25 protein-coding genes are annotated in these 21597 nt (G+C 45.3%); 23 read left to right on the top strand and 2 right to left on the bottom strand.

Features of this window, described 5'->3' with window-relative positions; genetic code table 11:
* Nucleotides 1-30: 30 nt before the first annotated feature.
* Nucleotides 31-1134 carry a site-specific integrase gene (locus AR333_RS12925; RefSeq protein ID WP_172798850.1) on the bottom strand — a complete coding sequence of 368 codons (1104 nt, stop codon included), beginning with the start codon at nt 1132-1134 and terminating at the stop codon, nt 31-33.
* A 2-nt stretch (nt 1135-1136) separates the two neighbouring features.
* On the bottom strand, nt 1137-1319 hold the full coding sequence (locus tag AR333_RS12930; RefSeq protein WP_068775758.1) for a hypothetical protein: 183 nt from the start codon (nt 1317-1319) through the stop codon (nt 1137-1139).
* A gap of 425 nt (nt 1320-1744) precedes the next feature.
* Here AR333_RS12930 and AR333_RS12935 point away from each other — a divergent pair, with 425 nt between their 5' ends.
* The 23 genes from AR333_RS12935 (at nt 1745) to AR333_RS13045 (ending at nt 21585) form a co-directional block, all read left to right on the top strand.
* On the top strand, nt 1745-2410 hold the full coding sequence (locus AR333_RS12935; protein ID WP_068775759.1) for a hypothetical protein: 666 nt from the start codon (nt 1745-1747) through the stop codon (nt 2408-2410).
* A 23-nt stretch (nt 2411-2433) separates the two neighbouring features.
* The gene (locus AR333_RS12940; protein WP_068775760.1) at nt 2434-3120 is read left to right on the top strand and encodes a hypothetical protein; all 687 of its coding nucleotides are present in this window, start codon (nt 2434-2436) and stop codon (nt 3118-3120) included.
* 86 nt (nt 3121-3206) lie between these two features.
* On the top strand, nt 3207-4019 hold the full coding sequence (locus AR333_RS12945) for a putative phage abortive infection protein (protein ID WP_068775761.1): 813 nt from the start codon (nt 3207-3209) through the stop codon (nt 4017-4019).
* 646 nt (nt 4020-4665) lie between these two features.
* A complete protein-coding gene (locus AR333_RS12950) occupies nt 4666-5313 on the top strand; it encodes a hypothetical protein (protein WP_068775762.1) in 648 nt (215 codons plus the stop codon).
* A gap of 295 nt (nt 5314-5608) precedes the next feature.
* The gene (locus AR333_RS12955; RefSeq protein WP_068775763.1) at nt 5609-5797 is read left to right on the top strand and encodes a hypothetical protein; all 189 of its coding nucleotides are present in this window, start codon (nt 5609-5611) and stop codon (nt 5795-5797) included.
* 521 nt (nt 5798-6318) lie between these two features.
* Entirely contained in the window at nt 6319-6852 is a 534-nt protein-coding gene (locus AR333_RS12960; protein ID WP_156430901.1) for a hypothetical protein, read from the top strand.
* Complete coding sequence (locus tag AR333_RS12965; RefSeq protein ID WP_068776104.1) at nt 6839-8683, top strand: phage terminase large subunit family protein; 1845 nt, start codon at nt 6839-6841, stop codon at nt 8681-8683. The genes AR333_RS12960 and AR333_RS12965 overlap by 14 nt, the downstream gene beginning before the upstream one ends.
* 19 nt (nt 8684-8702) lie before the next feature.
* Nucleotides 8703-8936 carry a DUF6148 family protein gene (locus AR333_RS12970; protein ID WP_068775765.1) on the top strand — a complete coding sequence of 78 codons (234 nt, stop codon included), beginning with the start codon at nt 8703-8705 and terminating at the stop codon, nt 8934-8936.
* A 20-nt stretch (nt 8937-8956) separates the two neighbouring features.
* On the top strand, nt 8957-10582 hold the full coding sequence (locus AR333_RS12975) for a phage portal protein (protein WP_253735827.1): 1626 nt from the start codon (nt 8957-8959) through the stop codon (nt 10580-10582).
* A complete protein-coding gene (locus AR333_RS12980) occupies nt 10566-11684 on the top strand; it encodes a head maturation protease, ClpP-related (RefSeq protein ID WP_068775766.1) in 1119 nt (372 codons plus the stop codon). Before AR333_RS12975 ends, AR333_RS12980 begins: the two co-directional genes overlap by 17 nt.
* Before the next feature lies 1 nt (nt 11685).
* Nucleotides 11686-12078, top strand: a complete 393-nt coding sequence (locus AR333_RS12985) for a head decoration protein (RefSeq protein WP_068775767.1) — start codon at nt 11686-11688, stop codon at nt 12076-12078.
* 18 nt (nt 12079-12096) lie between these two features.
* Entirely contained in the window at nt 12097-13149 is a 1053-nt protein-coding gene (locus AR333_RS12990; RefSeq protein WP_068775768.1) for a major capsid protein, read from the top strand.
* Nucleotides 13150-13161: 12 nt separating this feature from the next.
* Entirely contained in the window at nt 13162-13572 is a 411-nt protein-coding gene (locus AR333_RS12995) for a hypothetical protein (protein ID WP_068775769.1), read from the top strand.
* Nucleotides 13565-13915 carry a hypothetical protein gene (locus AR333_RS13000; protein WP_068775770.1) on the top strand — a complete coding sequence of 117 codons (351 nt, stop codon included), beginning with the start codon at nt 13565-13567 and terminating at the stop codon, nt 13913-13915. Before AR333_RS12995 ends, AR333_RS13000 begins: the two co-directional genes overlap by 8 nt.
* Nucleotides 13908-14447 carry a phage tail protein gene (locus tag AR333_RS13005; RefSeq protein WP_068775771.1) on the top strand — a complete coding sequence of 180 codons (540 nt, stop codon included), beginning with the start codon at nt 13908-13910 and terminating at the stop codon, nt 14445-14447. Before AR333_RS13000 ends, AR333_RS13005 begins: the two co-directional genes overlap by 8 nt.
* 4 nt (nt 14448-14451) lie before the next feature.
* Nucleotides 14452-14925 (top strand): hypothetical protein, encoded by a 474-nt coding sequence (locus AR333_RS13010; RefSeq protein ID WP_068775772.1) that lies wholly within the window; start codon nt 14452-14454, stop codon nt 14923-14925.
* Complete coding sequence (locus AR333_RS13015) at nt 14918-15256, top strand: hypothetical protein (protein ID WP_068775773.1); 339 nt, start codon at nt 14918-14920, stop codon at nt 15254-15256. The genes AR333_RS13010 and AR333_RS13015 overlap by 8 nt, the downstream gene beginning before the upstream one ends.
* Nucleotides 15257-15262: 6 nt before the next feature.
* Nucleotides 15263-16711 (top strand): phage tail protein, encoded by a 1449-nt coding sequence (locus AR333_RS13020; protein WP_068775774.1) that lies wholly within the window; start codon nt 15263-15265, stop codon nt 16709-16711.
* A gap of 13 nt (nt 16712-16724) precedes the next feature.
* Nucleotides 16725-17246 carry a phage major tail tube protein gene (locus AR333_RS13025; protein ID WP_068775775.1) on the top strand — a complete coding sequence of 174 codons (522 nt, stop codon included), beginning with the start codon at nt 16725-16727 and terminating at the stop codon, nt 17244-17246.
* Between the two features lie 18 nt (nt 17247-17264).
* Nucleotides 17265-17588, top strand: a complete 324-nt coding sequence (locus AR333_RS13030) for a phage tail assembly protein (RefSeq protein ID WP_068775776.1) — start codon at nt 17265-17267, stop codon at nt 17586-17588.
* Nucleotides 17589-17740: 152 nt separating this feature from the next.
* Entirely contained in the window at nt 17741-18655 is a 915-nt protein-coding gene (locus AR333_RS13035) for a phage tail tape measure protein (RefSeq protein WP_068775777.1), read from the top strand.
* A 15-nt stretch (nt 18656-18670) separates the two neighbouring features.
* Nucleotides 18671-19753, top strand: a complete 1083-nt coding sequence (locus tag AR333_RS13040; RefSeq protein ID WP_068775778.1) for a GIY-YIG nuclease family protein — start codon at nt 18671-18673, stop codon at nt 19751-19753.
* Between the two features lie 131 nt (nt 19754-19884).
* Complete coding sequence (locus AR333_RS13045) at nt 19885-21585, top strand: hypothetical protein (RefSeq protein ID WP_068775779.1); 1701 nt, start codon at nt 19885-19887, stop codon at nt 21583-21585.
* Nucleotides 21586-21597: the final 12 nt, after the last annotated feature.

A 21597-nucleotide genomic window follows, 5' to 3' on the forward strand; every position in this document is an offset into this window, starting at 1 on the left:
TCATAAATAACAAAAGGTTACTAAACACGGCTAGTTTAGCATCTTCTCAAGAGACATTACGGCCTCGGCTTGAAGATTCGGTACCATGTGAGAGTAACGATCTAGAGTGATTTTTATTGATGAATGCCCCAGTAGTTCCTGGACAACTTTTGGATGTGCCCCAGTGCTCAATAAAAGCGAAGCACAAGTATGTCGTAAATCATGAAAACGTATTGGTCTTGATTCAGTCTTTTCTAATATTCTCAACCAGAACTTGTGAAAATTGCTCCAGCTAACAGGCTGCCCGTTGGATCTGCAAACAATCAAATCATTGTCAATGTAACTCTCTTTTAATTTCCACTTTTCTAATGTAAGTAGTTTCTTATGCTTCTTTAACTCGCCAATAACATAGGGAGGTATTGAAATTGAACGGTATCCTGCATCAGTCTTTGTACCATTTTTTACTTTAGTTTTATAATCTAATATTTTGCTAATTCTAACTTGACCCTTATCAAGATCGACATCCTTCCATTGTAAAGCAAGAATTTCACCGCGGCGCATCCCTGTATAAATTGCTAACACGAAGAGTATCCTTAAACGGTGGTTCATTTTGCTTAAAAACTCTATAACTTCTTCTTTTGTCCAAAAATCGGTTTTACCTTTTTTTGTTCTTGGTTTCGAATCCATGAGATCAATTGGGTTACGTATTATAAGTTCTTTCTTAACAGCAGCTTTGAGTGAAGTGTTAACCAGATTGAATACTTTCTTAATGGTACCATCGGCAAGATGTTTTTCCTTTAATTTTTTAATCATGGACTCTATGTGCGTGGGCTGTATTTTTTGTAGAGGTACATCTCCAAAAACAGGAAAGATGTGATTTGTAAACTGCCCTTCATTAATCTCACGAGTTCTTTCGGAAACATCATGCTTGTGTTTGTACCATTCTAAAGCATACTCGGCATAAGTGATTTTCTTTGGATCAATATGCTGCCCCTTGGCCCACTTCACTCTCGCATCTGCCTCAGCAAGTCGAGCCTCAGTTTTACCAGTAAATCCGTTTTGTTTAATAGTTTTTCTTTTGCCGTTACTGTCCTTGACCTCGAAAGCATAGTAATAATGAACTTTCTTACTTTTTATATACTCGTAAATAGGCATTATCATTCACCGGCTTTCTTAGTAGATTCAAGGTATTTCTTTAATAAACCAGTTCTATTGTCAGAAATAAACATGTTGCAAAGAAATTTTATTGCGTGATCATCACTTTTAAATTGAAAGTCTTCCTTTACTTGATTGAGTAGTTCCCTAGTGTCTTCATAAATGTTAGCGGCTTTTCTTTCCATAAAATCCCTCCAATTGAAATCATTATAGAAGGATTTGATGTTAAATATCAACTTTATGACTTCATTTTAGAAATTTTTGTTTAAAAAACTTTTCTGTTTTATTGCAATAACCTATCAACCATTTGGCTTTAGAGGTGATATATTTATAGCATAGGAAATAAAGAGAGCAGCCCGAGTAAGTGTGGGGCTGCTTTTGTTTGTCGGAAAATAAAGGAAATTAGATCAGCCCCAAGAACTTAACTGTATAAATTACTTGGGGTGAATTAAGCATGCCATTGCAGGAGATTGTAATTTCTTCATTAGCTTCAACCGGCATTGTGGGAATAGGTGCAAAGTTTTTTGTGGATTATCGTTTTAAGAAAAGGTTGTAAGAAGATAAGCAGGTTCTAAATAAGGAATTGGAAAGCCATAAGAAGGAGCTCAATGTGGAGTTGGAAAGTCACAAACAGGTTTTGTCAATCATGACTGAAAGTAGCAAATTTGAGTATCAGAGAATGATGCATGATTTTAGTTTGTACAGAAATAAGAAGCATGAGATTTATCCTGAATTATTTCAAAAAATTATGTTAGGCTATAACAATATACATGAATTACATTATGTGTGGAGTTGGCTAAACTTTAGGAAGTTTAATAAGGAGAAATTAAAGTCAGTATTACTTGCTATGGAATTTGCATCAAGTGAGAAGATTGACATGATTATAGCCGATTGGGAAACAAGTAAAGATGAAATAGTGCAGGATATTAAATTTCATAGTAAATTAAAAGAATTATTGGATTGTAGAGATCTCTTTATGTCTGCCTACGCGTATTATTCTTATAATGAAGTTTTTCTATCTGAAGAATTTATAGCAGCTTATCTTGATTTTTCTTTTCATACCGACAACTACTTCTACTGTATGAGAAAACTCATTATAAAGAGGTGTCTTGGTTTAGATGAAGATGAGAGGGAACCTGAGACTAGAAGCGAAATTGAAAGTAAGGTGAATGAACATTTATCTGCTATTGAAGATATAATCGTTGAATTAAAGAAACTCATTAAAAGAGAACTATCTATAGCAGACTATGATTCCATAAATAAGAAAAAGAATTAATAAGGATGCAGGTGAGCAGTTTGTTGAAGTGGTGGAGAACACAAGATTGGTTCTGGTCAATGGCCTTTTTGGTTTATGCGTTGGGATTTGGCTTTGCTTATAGAGAAATGTTCATGGATTTTATTTCATATGTGTCAACTTTTGTTTCATTCGCTCTAGGTGCTGTTGCAATTTTTATATCAGTCAGAGAAGCGACCAAAACGGATGCGGTTAAGGATGAAATTTATGCTGCTTTAGGAGAACTACGCGAAAGAACGAGCCAAATGGACAATAAGTTAAGTAAGTTTGATCCTACAGTCTTCAATGAAAAGAAGGATCTTGAAATTGATAAAATAACTTCCCAAGTGAAGCAGGAAATAACCGAAAGCTTATCTAAAGAAAAAGGTTTAAGTCTGAGTAATGTAAATGAATTGGTAGCTAAGAAAATAAGTGAAGCAACAAAAGAATTAAAGGAATCTCTTCATTATCAAGATCAGGCACCTTTAGTCCAGGAATTGAGAAAATATCAATATCAAATAAACAAATTGGAAAAAATAATTCTTATATTCTTTCGTGAATCAGGTAAAGTTGTAGATCAAGATAAAACTTGGCGGTACATAACTGAAAATCATGGCTTACAAATATCCAAACACCAATTTACTACAGCATATGTCGGAGCAGTTACCTCTTTCAAAAATATTGATGCAAGGATGATAGAAGGAGGATATTAAGGTTGAAAGCAGTAGTTACTAAAGGTTATTTTTATGGGGGCATTTTCCCAATATACTTTTGCTAGTTTGATATTGGAGGGAAATGTATGTGGGGGAAGTTGAGAGATAAGCTGTTCGTAAATGAATCAGACAGCGAGCCAACAGGTAAATTGATTAGGTTCGGGGTATTGATGATAATACCCGTGATACTGTGGTTCGTTGCTGGTATTGTTACTATGGTTTCTTACCGTAGCGTGCCGGATGGTCCTGGTACGTTTGGTGACATGTTTGGATCGGTCAATGCTCTGTTTTCTGGAATGGCTTTAGCAGGGATTGTATACACCATTTTTATTCAGAAGAAGGAGTTTCAGCTTCAACGTGAAGAATTAAAATTACAGCGTGAGGAGTCTAAATTAACGCGTGAAGTTTTTGTGACCCAGAGGTTTGAAACTACTTTCTTTAATTTAATAAATTTACATCATGATTTAGTGAAGGGGCTTTCATATCAAAAATTAAATGATGGAAATTTTGTATCTGGTCGGGAAATATTTTTGGTTCTTTTAGAAGAGATCACGGATGATTTTGAGAATTATAGCGTTGAGTTAAAAAAAGATCTTATAGAGAACTTTTATAATCGGGTTTTTAAACATTTGGAACATTATCTCAGAAATCTATTTAGAATTATCGACCAGATTGAGGAGGATGGGGAATTAGCGGAGGAAAAAAAGCAACAATATTATTACTCCTTGAATGCACAGATTACAAGTTCTGAAAAGATAATAATTTTTTATATTATATTGTTCATCAATAGGAGTGATTTTGCTATTTCATTTGATAAAGTTGTAAAACTAGAAGAATACCATGATTTATTGTTTTATGAAAATGATAAGAGTGATTTTTTAAAAATAATCTATAGCTAGAATGAGAAGTCAAAAAAGAATCAGTTACTGCTGACATTAACTACACTTGAACCGGCATTAATGAGTACATTAACTACACAAAGAAAAGAAATTAAATTAAATAAAACATACATAGTCATGTCCTCTCGGATCATGACTTTTTGTGTATTCGCTGTAACCATATAAAATCGTTTCTAAGACACTTTTGTTTGCTGACATATAAATACTCAATCTCATAATAAAAATCCGAAAATGAGCATGTTCTATTCGTCTGATGATGGATGTATAGGTATACTTTGGGAAAGGAGTAACAATATGCCTCTAAAATCGAAAAAACCATGTAATACTCCTTTATGCAGAGAGTTAACAACGGAGAGGTATTGCAGTAAGCATAAAAAGACGCCGCAGCAGTTTCAAGACCGTGAGAGAGGGAGCGCACATCAGAGGGGATGCAGTCGAGCTTGGCAAAAGTACAGCAGAGCATTCCTCCAGCTTAATCCGATATGTGTGTGCGAGGGATGGCAGAGATGGGGGTTATAAACTAAATTGATCGAGTTTTTACTAGATCAATAATTGCTAGTAAAAGGTATAAAGTATAAATGATTTCCATTTTTGATAATTTCCTGATATAGTAAGATATGTAAAAAATCATATCAGGAGGTTTTAAATGAAAAGATCACTTGCTCTGTTGCTCTCTATTTGTTTGTTGGCCGTCTTTATTGTTCCTTTTTCTGCTGCTGCCGAAGGAAATGAAAAATCCTCGCCTGTACTTAATGAAAGGATTATCAGTATTTTAAAGAAAAATGATATTGACTTTCAAGTTGTAAATGGTAATTTAAAGTTAGTCGAAACATCATCTAAATCAATTGCTGAAGTCAATAAATTACTTGTCTCTGAATCCAAAACAAGTCTTAATGCAATTGCTGCTACATATTATCCAACACCCTATACACACATGAAAATTTACGATATTTATAGATCCAAGAAGTTCGTTGCAGCAACAAAAACAGCTTTAGCGGCTGGTGTAATCGAATGGGCAAAAGGCGGTTTATTACCTAACCCATACAAAATTAGCATTGCCGCTGCTGGAGGATTTGCCGCTTATTATTTCATCAACACAGATACTGAAAACTTGTACTTTTCTATAAAATACTACTACAGGGAACTCGGTCCAGGTTTTTTTGATCATAATGGTACTTTCATTGGAGACTATGAAATCCTAAAAGAAATCAGAGTTACGAACAGTTCAAGTTATGCAGGAGGAAATCTTGAAACAGATGCAAGAAGATCTTCTATAGTAGAACCTTGGTTCTGAGATGAGGGGATTAAATTTTGAGGTATTTTATTACTTTTACGCTTAACTTTATAGTAGCTTACTTTATCTATGAAGAATCCAGTTATGTTAAACCTCTAATACAATCTGTTTTTATATTAGCTTTGGTTGTTGTAATGGATGTAATTTCGAAAAAGAAAGGGAAAGACTCAAAAAGGTCACTCTAACGAGTGGCCTTTTTTATTTGGACAAGGAGGAATGAACACTGACAAGAGAAGAGCTGGAGAAAGAATTCAAAAGCAGGCTGGATGGGAATCTAGAAGATAATTCCCTACGTATGCAATGGCCTGCAGCGATGATTGAATATCAAGGTGAGAAGGGTATTGCTCTAATGATTGGCGAGAATCTGGCCACCGGAACATGGCTCAGCAGGGATATCATTGTTCACTGGGAAGGTGGAGAACATACTGTCCTCCCAGATGATTTTACACTTGTTAGAGCGGATCTATGGGCCAATCATAATTGATTTTGTTCGTGAAACTTAAATAAGAGGTAAATACTTCCTGATGTCGAAATGTGACATTGGGAGGTGATTACCATTAAAACGAAGACTGTAAGAAATGCAGAGTTAAAAGTTTGTCCAGAGTGTCAGGGGCAGTTGGAGTATCAGAAGATGTGGGATCAGTTATTCGATAGGTATGATAGCAACACCCCATCAATGGACATGGTCATTCAGAGGCTTTACAACGAGGGAGAACCTAAGTATGTTTGTAAGGAATGCGGCTTAGAAATTCTCGTTACCCCGTAAGATCAAATTGGCAGAGAGAAGGATCCGGCACAAAAACAGTGTACGGGTCCCTCTGGCGATTTTTTTTGAGTGCGGGTGCGCGTGAGCCCGAAATAGCGCTAGATTTTATTTTCAAAAATTACTTTCGCTTTCGCTTGGTAGGCAGCCGAACGAGGGCTTTTTTATTTTTCCCTTCGAATTAAGGGGTCAAAAATCAAAGTGGCAGAATAATGGCCGCAAACGAAACGGAGGCGGGGATATTGGCGAAACCCAGGGCGAAAGCCGAAGCGCTACAAGAAAAAGAGATTATCACCTCGGAATTGGCTGCGATCATCGGAAAAACGCCGCAATGGATACGCCAATTGACCCGTGACGGAGTACTGAAACAATCCGGCCGCGGAAAATATGTGCTTGGTGAGGCGGTCCAAGCCTATTGCGAGCATGTGGCCGGGGGGCGGGAAGACGACAAACGGCCTCGTTTTATCGACGAAAAGACTGAGCATGAGCGCATCAAGAAGGAAAAGGCGGCTATGGAACTGGCCGAAATGAAGGGGAAATTGCATCAGGCCGAGGACGTGGAGGCCGTTATGAACGATATGCTGGGCGCCTTCCGGCAGCGGATCAGGGCAATTCCGAAGCGCTTGGCTCCTGAGTTGGCTCTGATCACTGAACAGAAGCAAATTCAGGCCCGAATTGCTGATGTGACGGATGAGGCGTTGGCGGAACTGGCGGATTACAATCCGGATAAGTTTTTGGAGGAACGGCAGAGGGTTGATGGCGATGAGGACAGCTAAAAAGACCAGGGACCTATTCAGGAAGATTGCCCGCGTCGTAGCGCCTCCGCCAAAACTGACAGTTTCACAATGGGCCGACCAACACCGGCGCCTTTCTTCCGAAGCATCGGACGAACCCGGCCAGTGGAGGACAGATCGTGCTCCATATCAACGCGAGCCAATGGACGCTTTAACGGATGACGAGGTCGAAACAATTATTCTCATGTGGTCTTCGCAAGTTGGGAAGACGGAAAACATTCTGAATGTTATTGGTTACTTTGTGCATCACGATCCGTGCCCAATTATGCTCGTCCAACCTACCCTTGAACTTGCTTTAGCCTTTTCCAAGGATCGACTTTACCCAATGACACGAGATACACCGGCTTTAAAACAGCGAATAGGGACGGGGAAAAGTCGAGATAGCGGAAATACCATGTTGCACAAGACGTATCCTGGCGGGCATATCACAATGGCCGGCGCCAACTCGCCGGCCTCTTTAGCATCCCGTCCCATACGCGTGGTGTTGCTCGATGAGGTGGACAGATATCCAACTTCAGCGGGCACGGAAGGGGACCCTGTAACTCTCGTTTCCAAACGTTCTACGACATTCAGCAACCGGAAGCGGGTCATGGTCAGTACACCCACTATTAAGGGAGCCTCCCGCATCGAGAAAGCCTACAATGACAGCAGCATGGAACAGTGGTGCCTTCCTTGCCCTGATTGTGGGGAGTATCAGTCCTTGTCTTGGAAACAAATACGCTTTGAGGATGCAACAATGGCCTGCAAATTTTGCGGGGCTCTTAACGGTGAGTTTCACTGGAAATCTGGAGAAGGAAGATGGATTGCACGGAAGCCAAACCGAAAGGTCCGCGGATTCCATCTGAACGAACTGGCGAGCCCTTGGAAACTCTGGGAAAAGATTATCGAGGAGTTTAAGGAAGCGAAGCGTGGCGGCCCGGAGACGTTGAAGGCCTGGGTCAATACGTCACTGGGCGAATCATGGGAAGAAAAAGGCGAGCAGCTGGACGAAGACGTTCTTTACAACCGGCGGGAAATGTACCATGCCGACGTTCCTGACGGCGTGAAGATCCTGACGGCTGCCGTGGATACCCAGGATAACCGGTTCGAGGTGGAAGTCCAGGGTTGGGGAGAAGGCCACGAGAATTGGCGCATTCAATATCACGTTATTTACGGCGATCTTAAGCAACCGCAGATTTGGAAGGACCTCGACGAGTTTCTAACTCGAACGTGGGTAGATGCCGGCGGCAGAAAGTTTCCGATCGCCATGACGTGTATGGACTCCGGGGGCCATTTTACCAACGAAGTGTACAAGTTCTGCAAGGCGCGGATGTCGCGCCGGATATTCCCTATTAAGGGTGAATCTCCAGGAGACGGGACCTACCTTCCGCTCTACGCGGGGACTTCGACCAACAATATCTATAAGGCTACTGTGTTCCGTCTGGGCGTCAACGAAGGCAAAACCAAAGTCACGAGCGCATTAAAAATTCCAATGGTGAATGAATTTGGTGAAAAGTGCCGTGGATACTGTCATTTTCCTATGGATACTCCAGATAAACAGCGAGGCTTTGACCGGCGGGAATACTTCGAGGGACTGACGGCCGAAGCCCTCCACACCCGCATGAAGATGGGCGTACCATATCAGGTTTGGGTGCAGGTCCGGGCCCGGAACGAACCGCTGGATTTAGCGGTTTATAATCGTGCCGCGATTGAAATCCTGCAGCCGGATCTCGACAACATGGAGCCATTTTGTATGAGAGAGGACACGATCGTTTCCGTGGAGGCGCAGCGGCGTAAACGCGTCGGTGTTGCGAGTCGTGGTATCGAAGTTTGATGAAAGGAGTGATCTATTTGTGACCAGGCTTGAAGGCTTAGAAACTCGTTTGGGATTGTATATCGAAGCAGAAGCAGCCGTTTTAGACGGAGCCCAGACTTACTCAATTGCTGGTAGAACTATCACCCGCGCCAATCTAGCTGAGATTTCAGAAATGATTCAATACCTGGAAAAAGAAATTGCTGCGGAAAAGGCAAAAGACTGCGGCAAAGGAAGGAATAAAGTTATTGGAGTTATTCCACGAGACTTTTAACTCAATACATCTGAGGGGAGGTGAAGAAGATTAATATCGTTGATCACGTTGTTTCGTTTTTTAATCCGGAAGCCGGCATGCGGCGTACAGCTGCCCGGGAAGTGACCAAAGTATTAAACGGATATGAGCAGGGCGGCGCCAGCCATCAGAAAAAGAGCATGCGGGGCTGGATAGCAAGTGCTCTCAGTCCAAAAGATGATATAGATCCTTCCTTGGATACCCTTCGCGGGCGGTCAAGGGATCTGTATATGAACGGTCCCATCGGTACGGCTGCAATAAGAACAACCCGGACAAATGTAATCGGATTGGGACTCAGGCTAAAATCTCGCATTGACGCGGAAACATTGGGCTTAACTCCGGAACAGGCTGACGAGTGGAGCGGGATCACCGAAAAGGAATTTGGATTGTGGGCGGAATCAAAGCATTCGGACGCACTCAGGATGAATGATTTTTATGATCAGCAAGGCGTTGCTTTCCAAGGCATGCTGCTGAACGGCGATTCTTTCGCGGCGTTCAGACAGGGGAAGCGTACACCCTGGATGCCCTATTCCTTAAGGCTGCATTTGTTCGTGGCAGATCGCATTTGTACACCGTTCTCTTCCGGGACTCTAGGGGATGCAGTCGAAGGGACATACAAGAACGGTAACAGGATCATTTCAGGGGTGGAAGTCGATGAAACAGGGGCGTTAGTCGCCTATCATGTCGCGAACTCCTACGCCCGGGAGTATAACACCGGGAAACTTCGTGAATGGGTCAGAATTGAAGCGTATGGTGAGCAAACAGGGCGGCCCAATATTCTGCACCTGATGGATACGGAGCGGGCAGAACAGCGGCGCGGGGTCCCTATGCTGGCGCCAGTCATTGAAACGTTGAAGCAGATCACGCGCTATACAGAGGCGGAGCTGCAGGCCGCGGTTGTGGCGGGGTTGTTCACCGTCTTTGTCAAAACAAAAGGGGCAACGAATGAAAATCCGCTCGGTAGTATGATTCCGCTGGAGCAGCAAGTCGCGTCAACCGATCCGACCTCCTATGAAATGGGCGCCGGCGCTATTAATGTCTTGGAGCCAGGGGAAGAAATCGAGATCGCCAACCCGGGACGGCCAAACGCGAATTTCGATCCGTTCGTCAGCGCGCTTTGCCGGTACATTGGCGCGGCGCTAGAAATTCCGGTCGAATTGCTCCTGAAATCCTTTCAGTCATCCTACTCCGCGTCGAGAGCCGCGCTACTGGAAGCATGGAAGATGTTCCGCATGCGCCGTCAATGGACGGCCAAAGAATTTTGTCAGCCCATCTATGAAGAATGGCTCGCGGAAGCGATCGCACTCGGCCGCATTAAGGCGCCCGGGTTCTTTAGCGACCCTATTATTCGAAAAGCCTGGTCACAAGCAGAATGGAACGGGCCGGCTCCGGGGCAGCTTGATCCTGTTAAAGAAGTGGAGGCTTCCGAACGCAAGATAGCACTGGGATTAAGTACTCGGGAGCGTGAAGCAATTGAAACTAACGGGAGTGATTATTGGACGAACCTTCAGCACTTGGAGATTGAGGAACGCGCCATGCGCAAAGCTGGCCTTTCATCCAATGCAAACATTCCGAAAACGTTAGACCCTGAGAAGGAGGTGAAAAAAGAAGATGAAGAAGACCAATAACTTCTGGCAGTTCAACAGCTTAAGCCCTTCAGAGGGCGAACTGATTTTATACGGCGATATTCGTTCTGAAAAGCCCTGGTGGAGTGAAGGCGATGACGGGGTTTATCCACGCCAATTCAGCAGCGATTTGAACAGTCTAGGAGACGTAGCAAAAATCACCGTTCGTGTGAATTCACGAGGTGGCGACGTTTCCGCAGCAACAGCCATTTATACAAGACTGAAAAGTCATGCGGCCGTTGTAACCATTATCGTCGAAGGCATGGCCGCAAGCGCAGCAACCATCATTATGATGGCCGGCGATGTCGTGAAGGCTCCGGCGGCGGCGCAGGTCATGATTCATGATCCCCTGCTCATGCTGTACGGCATGTACAACGCGGAGGACATGGACAAGATGAAGGCGATTCTAGAGACCTCCAAGAACAGCATCATGAACGCCTACATCAACAAGACCGGGCGGGATCGAGAAGAACTTTCCGCCATGATGACACAAGAAAAATGGATGACCGCGGAAGAGGCGAAGGGCGAGGGATTTGTCGATGAAATTTTGTTTGAGGAGAAGGTCGAGGCATCGCTGACTAATGATAACCGGTTCATGGTGGTCAACTCCGTTGCTCATGACATGACCCAGTTTTCAAGCCGTCCGGACCTGAATAAATCGCCGGCAGTTTCCTTTCCGACAATTCCGCTATTATCCAATAAATCAAAGGAGCGTGTACCGACCTTGGAAATTAAAAATATTGATGACTTCAAAACTGCTTATCCGGATATCTTCAATCAAGTTGTGGCAGCAGCGAAGAAAGATGAGCGCGAGCGTATGAAGTCAATTGACGAAATCTCGAATAGCATCGCGGATGAACTGGTTGCTTCAGCTAAATATGACGAGCCAATGTCTGCCGCTGAACTAGCGCTGAAAGCGATGAAAGCAGATGGCAACAATGGCATTAAGCATTTGGAAAATCGTCAGCGTGAGCTGCAAAACAACGCGCATATTAACCCTGAATCGAATAAGACGAAGGATGATTTGCAGAAGGAACAAGAAGCTCAAAACATCGATTTGATTGCGGCAGCAGCTAATGCAGGCCGCGGAACGGAGGCGAGATAGCATGGCTAATTTGTTCAATGATGATTTTGGATCGACAGAGCCCAGAAACCTGTTTTTTGACACGACCCACCCGAAAGACGTCAAGTCCGTCACGCTCAAAGCCGGACAAGGTATTTTAGAGTGGGGTACGGTGGTCGGCGTAATTACTGCGACCGGCCTGGCGGTCCCCGTTAACAGCACAGCTACGGACGGAAGCGAGCTGGCGGACTCTATCCTCACCGATAGCATCGACACAGGCACAGGCGGGGCAGCTCAGAATACCGTTACTACCGCATATTCGAGCGGATCATTCAATCGCCAGGCTCTAAAGTTCGGCGGAGCAGACACAGCGGAGAAGCACGAAACACGTTTGCGTTCGCTTGGAATTTTCATGAAAGATGTCCAAGAATATTAATCGGGGGTAGATGACTAGATGAATCTGGATCTATATAAAACAATAACAATGCTGCAGGCAGTACGAAAAATGCTGCCACTTCGAAAGTTTTTCACAAGCACGTTCTTCCCGGGGGTTGAAACCTTCGTAACGGAGGATGTGCTTTTTGATTATAAAAAAGGCAAGCGCCCAATGGCTCCTTTTGTAGCGCCTCGTGTCGGCGGTATTACAGTAGCTCGTGACGGACATAAAGCAAAAAAGTATACGGCTCCTAAGATTGCACCGCAGCGGATTTTAACAATTGATGATCTTGTTACACGCGGCATGGGCGAGAATGTTTACAGTCAGCAGACTCCCGCACAACGGCAGGCTCAGCTATTAGGGACGGATTTGTCAGAAATGGACGATATGATTGCACGCCGTATCGAATGGATGGCAAGGGAACTGCTGCTTGGCAAACCTATTTTGGTAAAAGGGTTTATCGATAGGCTGGATCAAGATTATGTTGAGGATGTAATCGACTTTGGCTTTACTAATAAAATTAAACTTGTTGGGGACGCAAGTTGGAAAAGCCCTAATTCCGCTGGTAAAAAATTCGCTCAGTTGAAGCAATGGCGGCTTGAAGTAATCAAAAGTTCGGGTTCGGCTCCTACTATGGCTATTTTTGGACAATCTGCATGGGGAGATTTTTATTCAGATCCGGAAGTGCAAAAAATGCTGAACCAGCAGAATGCAACCTTGGCGCTTATGAATCCAAGCGTAGTCGATGAAGCTCTTACGTACTGCGGTAAACTTCCGGGCCTTGGTCTGGAGCTGTACACGTATGATGATTGGTTTATTGACGATGACAACGTTGAACAACCATATATTCCGGATAATGTTGTAATCTTAGCGCGTCCGAGTTTGGGCAGGTTTGCTTTCGGTGCTGTAACTCAGCTCGAAGCAGACGGCCAGTTCCACACGTACCAAGGCACACGGGTGCCGAAACAGTGGGCTGATCAAAATGCAGATGCGCGCATGATCCGTTTAACCTCGCGACCTATTCCAATCCCTTCAGACGTTGACGGCTGGTTCGTCGCGGAAGTTTCTTAAGGAGGCCATCATATGAACGTAATAGTAAAATACGGTCGAGTCGATGACGGGAATAAAGTTTATCGACCGGGCGAAACGGTTCCGGGTCTTTCGAAAGAAGAAGTGCAGCAGCTAATCGAAGCGGGCATCTGCCAGTATGGCCCGAGTGGGGAAGTCGTAACGTCAGACGAACTCGATGGAGCCAAGGCAGCCGCCGCGGCCATCATGACCGGAGACCTGGGAAATACGCAGGACAATGCTGGTGCCGATAACGATCCCGTTGGACTCGATATCATGTCCCCTGACGAATTTTCCGCGTTGAAACCCGATGGTCAGAAGGAAACTCTGGAGTCCATCGGCATCGAGCCTGCATCTAAGGAAGCGGAAAGGGTCAAGCAATATAATGAGTGGTTCAAGATCCAGGCGGATGATTTAAATGTCTAGGTTTAAGGACAGAATGGCCGCCGACATTCGCGTGTTTATGAACCAGGACGAATTTGCCGAGGTACATGTCCTGGATGACCGTGCCCTTTGGATGATCGTAGAAAATGATGCGCGTGATGGCAAACCTCTTCCTTATGCAGAAGGGGTTTCTTTGCATCAAAAAACGATTCATGTTGACCTGATCGAGCTGAAATACATTCCGCCAGTAGGACAAACAGGTAATTTTGACGGACTGCCATACGTGGTTACAGCCGTATCAGTTGAAGCAACCGAGAGGGATCTTCAGGGCGTGCCGGTGGCTGGCATTATCAAAATCATCCTGGAGACAAACGTCGATGATTGAGATTGACGGAGATATGCAGGCTGCTCAAAAAGCCATCGAGGACATTCAGCGGTTGGCGCCAAAGGCTGTACGCGCTGCACTTACACGGGCGGGCCAGGGCGTCAAGACGGAGGCCGGGCGAAAGATCCGGGAAACGTACACGATCAAGGCCAAAGACGTCACGCAGACCATTAAAGTCACCCGGTTGGGTGATATGGGCCTTCGTTTGTCTTCGAAGGGGTCGAATATCCCATTGATCCGTTTTAAAACGACACCAAATAGCCCACAGTCCGAGCAGCCAAAGGTGCTAAAGGCTGCGGTTAAGAAAGGCAAAAAGAAGCCCGTTTCTGGTGCTTTTGTAGCCCAACTAGGTGGCCATGTTGGCGTTGTAACGAGGGTCGGAAAGCAGAGACTGCCGATCAAAGAACTATACGGCCCGGCCGTGCCAGTCATGCTCGGCAGCGATGGGGTTCGGGAACATCTGGAGGACGAAGCTATCCGCCGAATCTCGGAAAGAATGAATCACGAGCTCAACCGTGTGTTAGGAAGGTGATTACTTGAGTGCGCTTTTACTTCACGAGCTGAAGAAGTTTGTTGAGAGGGCAACGGATCATTTACAGTTCGGGGAGCCTGCCAAAAAAGTAAATATTCATCTTGGCTGGCTGCCGATCAAGGAGGCGCCGAAGGGGGAAATATCTCCGAGTAAGCCCCCACGCATTCCCGATAGCGAATTTCCATATGTCATCATCCGGGTAATGGACGGCGAGGACCGGATGGAGAGCGGGAGCGTTCAAGTGAAGTTTCTTCTCGGCGTTAAGTCACAAGACGGAAACGCCTATATGGATATTTTGCATCTGAAAGAAACGATCCGGCAAGCGTTGCTCCGGACGGAGATCGTCGGGGATAAATTTGAACTGCAGCGACCGCTGAAATGGACGCTGTTCGAAGAACAACCTTACCCCGAGTGGTTCGGGGAGATTATAACAACGTGGACCGTCCCAACGGTTCTCAGGGAGGTGCGATATGAGTAAAAAGGACAGAAACCTGCAGGAAAGCGAGAGAATGGAGATTCCTTCGGACGAAACGGTAATACCTGCGAAAATGGCAGCCGAACAATCAAAAATAGAAGAATTATGGATTTATATCGGTCCAGACTTGCCGATCGGACTCACAAAATACGCGTCCTATCGTGGCGGGAAGCCCACACATATCAAAGATTACCTGACAAGCGTCCCGGATCTGGACGCTTTATTTGTTCCTATTAAAGATTTCAGTCTCATGGCTATTGAGGCCAAACGACAGGGATCATACCTTAACGCGGCCTACACGGCCGTAGAAAACAGATTCGCGAAAGGAGTGTAGACAAAAATGGCAGAACGCCACGGAATTCATACCCGGGAGGTCCCGGCGTCGGTTATCTCGGCAATCTCACCAATTGCTACCATCCCGGTAGTTTTTGGCACCGCGCCGGTGCATCTGAGCAAGCTGGCGGCCGCGCCCGTAAACGTCCCGATTCTCTGCAAGAGTTGGGAGGAAGCTTGCGATGCTCTCGGCTACTCGGATGATTGGGGGGCCTTTACTCTCTGCGAGGCGATGTATTCGCACTATAAGCTTTACAAGCAGGGCCCGGCCGTTTTTATCAACGTTTTGGACCCGGAGACACACAAAACTTCTGTCACTCCAAGCGCGATCACATTGAATACCGGCTTGGCTACCCTACCGGCTAGCGGGATCATCAAAAACAGCGTGATTGTGCAGTCTCAGGACGGTGCGACAACATACAAGCGCGATAAAGATTATACGCTGACCTATGACAAGATCGGCAAGCTTATACTAGCCGTCAAACCTGGGGGCGGGATTACCAATGCAACGCCGACGCTACTGGTAGGATACGACATGCTAAACGGCGCTGCTGTGACGACGATGGATATCATTGGCGGCACCGATCCGGCTACGGGCGCAGTTACGGGTCTGGAGCTTATCAAGCAGGTGTTCCCACGTTTTCAGGCAGTTCCTGGGTTACTACTGGCTCCGGGATTTTCTCATGACCCTACAGTCGGCACTGTGCTTAAAGCTAAGGCCGAGGGAATCAACGGTCATTTCAAGGCAACAGCGCTCACGGATCTACCGGCATCTCTGCAATATACGGAGCTGGCCGCATGGAAACGAGATAACCTATACACGTCCGAGCGGCAAATCAATGCCTTTCCCAAGGTCACAAAAGGTGGCCGCGTGTATCACTATTCAACGCATCTGGCGGGAGCTATCTGCCAGACGGATGCAGAAAAAGAGGGTGTTCCGTATCGGTCACCATCCAACAAAACGATTCAGGTGGATGGCGCTGTTAAGGCCGACGGAACTACAGTCGCGCTCGGCCCGGATGAAGCGGCATATCTCAACAGCCAGGGCATCAGTACCGCACTAAATTTTGTTGGCGGATGGAAAACCTGGGGCAACCGAACAGCTGCCTTCCCGGAGGTCATTGACCCGCAGAATGCTTTTATTGCGGTGCGCAGGATGTTTGATTGGATTCAAAACACGGTCATTCTCACGTATTGGAAGTACGTGGACGATCCTGCAAACAAGCGGATGATCGAAACAGTGACGGACTCGTTGAACATTTGGTTCAACGGCTTGCAGGCGAGCGGGTACATTCTCGGTGGGCGTGTTGAGTTCTTGGCTGCGGAAAATCCGGTGGAAAGCATGATGGACGGTAAGCTTAAATTTCACATTTACGTCACGCCGCCGAGCCCGGCACAAGAAATCGAATTTGCAGTCGAATATGACGCTCAGTACCTGGGCGCGATAGCCGCATAAGGAGGGATAGACGTTGTCTAAAAAAATAAGAGATAAGATCGTAGGTTATACGGTCTATCGTAACGGCAGCCAATACTTGGGCGTCGCAACCGTCGAACTTCCAAGCTTGGAATACATGTCGGAGACAATCAAGGGAGCTGGAATCGCCGGTGAGGTCGAAAGTCCCACCATCGGGCAGTTTGGCTCTATGACGTGCTCCCTTACTTGGAGCACGATGGACCCGGCGGCGCTGGAACTGCTTGCGCCGGAAGCCCATGCGCTTGACTTCCGGGCCTCACAGCAATCGTATAACACTGCTACGGGCGTATATGCGACGGAAGGTGCGAAGATTACTGTGCGCGCCATCCCGAAGACGGCAGAGCTTGGCAGTCTGGAAGTCGGCGCGCCGATGGATGGCTCCACGGAGTTTGAAGTCGTTTATATGAAAATATCCGTTGGGGAAAAGGTAATGCTGGAGTTGGACAAATTCAACTATATATTCATCGTAAATGGCGTGGACAGATTAAAACAGGTCCGGGAACAACTCGGGCTTTAAAAAGGAGAATGAGTGAAAATGAAAAATGAACAAAATAATGTTGAAGAGGCCGATGAGCGGATTTACAAGCTTAGTCGGCCTTTTACTTTCGAGGGAAATGAGTATACAGAACTAACCCTCGATTTTGAAAAGCTTACTGGTAATGATCTGCTTTCATGTGAACGACAAATGCAATTAATTACGGGCGCTTCTGAATATGTGCCGATGAAGCAAATATCGCAGGCATATCAAGCGGTTGTAACAGCACGCGCAGCTGCTGTTCCGGTTGAGTTGATTCAAGCACTCCCAGCGAAAGACTTTTCTAAGGTCACGTTGAGGGCTTCAACTTTTTTGCTCGCTTAGGGATCGTAAACGATGGGGGGGGGACCTTACGTAAGTTGGTCGCCTCTTTTTCGATTGCGACCAAAACGCCTATTCCGTATTGGCTCAACCTCCCGATTGCGGAGCTTTTGGACTGGGCCGAACCGATTCAGGAAGCGCGAGGGGTGAAGTGATTGGCGAAGGAATATGAAATAGCGTTTAAGCTTGGGGCGCAGCTACAGGCCACATTTTCGAAGACATTTGGCAATGCTTCAAAAGCCGTCGAGGTGCTTCAAAAAAATATGAAGGATCTCAGAAAAGAAAAGCCCCCAGACGGCGGATTTGACAAGATGCAGAAGGAAGCTAAATCGACCCAATCTCAAGTTTCCAAACTTGATAAGGAGATGCAGGGCTTAAACGGCACGCTCAAAACGGTTGGTGCTGCTGCTGGCGCGTTTGTTTTGGTGCAGGGAGCATCCGGGGCTATATCCGGCATGACGGGCGCTATCGGTGGATTTGACAGTGCGATGACCAAAGTCCAGATGTCCACCGGTGCGAGCGCCGCAGAGATGGCTGAGCTTAAAGCAGCAAGCAAAAACCTATATAACCAGGGGCTTGGGGAAGATTGGAACGATCTGGCCGAATCCATGAGTAAGGCTAAGCAGGTCACCGGTGAGCAGGGTGCGGCGCTGGAGAGTAGCACTAAAAATGCAGTTATGTATCGGGACGTGTTTGGAGAGGATATAGCTGCATCTGTAAAAACTGCTGATACAATGGTTAAAAATTTCGGAGTGACAAATGATCAAGCGTTTAATCTGCTGGCTCAAGGAGCCCAAAAAGGATTAGACAAGTCTGGTGAGCTTCTTGATTCGGCGAATGAGTATTCACCTCATTTTCAATCACTCGGCTTTTCTGCTAATCAGATGTTCGATACATTTAGTGCAGGTTTGGAAACAGGGGCATTTAATTTAGATAAAGTGGGTTATTCGGCTCACTATAAACTCCTCTTATTGCTGGGACGTCTTAAGTTGATCATAGGTGATGCCGTCAAAGAATTTATTTGGTACACTATGATAAACAAGATAATCAGCAGGGAAGCTGAATGCTGAGAGGGGCATAATTCCATGTTCGATATTTATGTCATCACTAATAAAATTAACGGGAAACGATACGTAGGATATACATCCATTGGATATAAAAAGCGACTATTGAAACATTTGAATGAGTCTGAAAGAGGAAGTTCCAGGTACCTATGCAAAGCCATTCGCAAATATGGGAAAGAAAGTTTTTCGATTGAGAAAATTGATGTAGCCGAATCTCACGGAGAAGCAGTTAAAAAAGAGATTCACTATATTCATTTTTACAATTCATTTGCTCATGCTAAGGACGGTCATGGATATAATGCAACCTTGGGCGGTGAAGGGACAAATGGTATGAACGTCCCTAAAAGTCTTCGGATGAAAATGAGCAGAGTAAAGAAAGAACAAAAAGCATGGGTGGGGGATCGAAACCCTAAGTATAGAAAAGGCTATCTTATCCAAGGGGAAAAACACCCATTGTATGGCAAAACGCACTCCATAGAAAGTAAAGAGAAAATAAGCATTTCTAACAAAGGCAGATTTGCGGGTACTAGGAACCCTGCATCAAATCTCAAGGAATGCTTTTCTCTTGAATGCAAAACTGGAGCGATTGAGCATTTTGCTAGTTTCTTTGAAATGCGAATGTCATTCCAAGACAGAGGGATAAAACTCAATCGTAGTTCAATTCTCGGAATAATGCGCGGCGATGTGGGGTATAGAAGCTATAAAGGCTTCATTTTTTATCGGGAAGACGTAACCGATCCGTTAATTTATTGTGATATAAAGCGTAAATATCAGATGAGAATTACTGAGCCTATTGAACTTCAAGATCATAGACAAGGCAACTCACATCCAAATGCTAAGTCTGTCCTTTGTTTCGCCAAAGAAATATGCAATGGTAGGGTATTAAAATTCGATTCCTGGTACGAACTTAAGCATGGCTTGGAAAAAATCACAGGGAAACAGATAACATACTCTAGTATGTATAAATGTCTCGTAGGTAAGTATAAGCAAACTGCGGGATATAAGGTTTTTAGAAAGGGCGAGACAGATGATGTGATTTTGACTGCTCTATGGGACGAACTTACTCAGCAATCAGAACCTTCAACGACTAGCCGCAAGGCGTAGGGCGCAAGCGATAGGCGCTCGAAACGGGGAGCATCCGAAGCTCTCTTTTTTTTATGCTCGGATGAAGATATAGTCTGGTCTGCACGGAAACATGCAGCAGCTTAAAAGCGGTGCAGGCTTAGCGCGCCTGTATGAACAATACGGACGCTGTAAAAGAATTTAACATCCGATCGAAGGACGGCAGCAAGTCTTCAGGGGAAGCTTTTAAAGCGCTAGGTATGGATGGGGCTAAGATGTCCCAAATCTTCGCGAAAGGCGGACCAGAGGCTCAGGCTTCATTCAAAAAAGTCGTCGCCGCCATTTCGAGCATCAAAGATCCTGTGAAAAAAAATGCAGTTGGTGTGGGCCTCTTTGGTACGCAATTTGAAGACTTGGAAAAAGACGTTGTTGCAGCAATGGGCACTGCTCGAAGTCAATTTGACATGAGCAAGGACACAATGGGCGAAATGTCTAAGATCAAGTTTAACTCTGTGGGCGAGGGATTCAAGCAGATAGGTCGGCAGTTGCTGACCGGTTTTGTCCTTCCAATTGGCGATTTTGCAATTCCGGCCATGCAAAAGTTCAGCGGCTTCGCTTCGAAAGCCATTCCAGCCATTCAAAACGGGTTTGCTAAGATTGGAAGCACCGTTGGTCCTGTAATCAGTCAAATAGGCGGGGATATTGCATGGCTATTCGAAAATGGTTTTGACGGCGAGATGGAGGGCGTCACAGTCAACTATGCTAAGGCTCTGGGGATGAGCGACGGTGATGCTGAAGCGATTGCCATAAAAGTGCGCAACGTTTTTGAGCAAATGACCGGTTTTAAGGATCAGCTAATCGAGGGATGGAAGACCATACTGCCGCATGTGCAAAGCATTTTTGGCTCAATCGGCAGCGTCATTAAACAGGTGGTTCCGGTGGTTGCTAAAATCGGAGTCACTTTTTTTAATGCTGCCTCAAAAATAGTACAGGCGCTTATACCGGTTGTCACTTACCTTACGGGCAAGATTTGGCCGGTAATCTCTCAAATATTTAATTTTCTATCAACTCAAGTTTTCCCAAAACTCATGAGTATCATTTCGAGTTTATTAACTAAGATTTCAGGTATAGCGACATCCATCGGACAGGCATTCACGGCTATATTCAACTTTGTGAAGCCTATTTTGGACGCTCTCTTTATTGCCTTCCAGGTAGCATTTCCAGCGATCAAGGCCGTTGTCATGGCCGCTGTCAGTGCCATAGGCGGCGTTATTAGTGGTCTGCTGACAACCATAGGCGGCGTAATCGACTTTGTAACCGGCGTATTTAGTGGGAATTGGAGTAAAGCGTGGCAAGGAGTCCGGGACATCTTCAGCGGAATTTTTTCCTCATTAGGCTCAATTCTGGCCGCGCCGATTAATGCCGTTATCAACCTCATTAATGAGGCAATCCGAAAGATAAACGGAATTAGCGTTGAAATTCCAGATTGGGTACCGGGCATGGGCGGAGAAAAGTTTGGGGTTAATATTCCCGAGATTCCGAACATCGGAGGATATGCGGACGGCGGCATTGTCAGTAGTCCGGAAATTGCGTGGGTTGGTGAAGGCGGGGACAAAGAGGTCATTATCCCGATCAATAACTCTAAACGCAGCCAAGGACTATATGAGACTGCCGGGCGTATGCTTGGACAAACGCCTGCAACCCCTACAGTACAGGCTTCTGGAGGTGGGGACTTTATATACAGACCCACCTTTATCATCCAAGGAAACGCTGACCAGACTGCACTGCAGCAGATGGATGAGAGGAACCGCAGCGACTTCTCTCGGGAATTTAAAGAGTATAAACGTCAAATACAGCGGGTGAGTTTTGCATGATATATAGCACGA

It is taken from the genome of Paenibacillus sp. FJAT-26967 (genome assembly GCF_001541095.1).
Taxonomy (GTDB): Bacteria; Bacillota; Bacilli; order Paenibacillales; family NBRC-103111; genus Paenibacillus_F.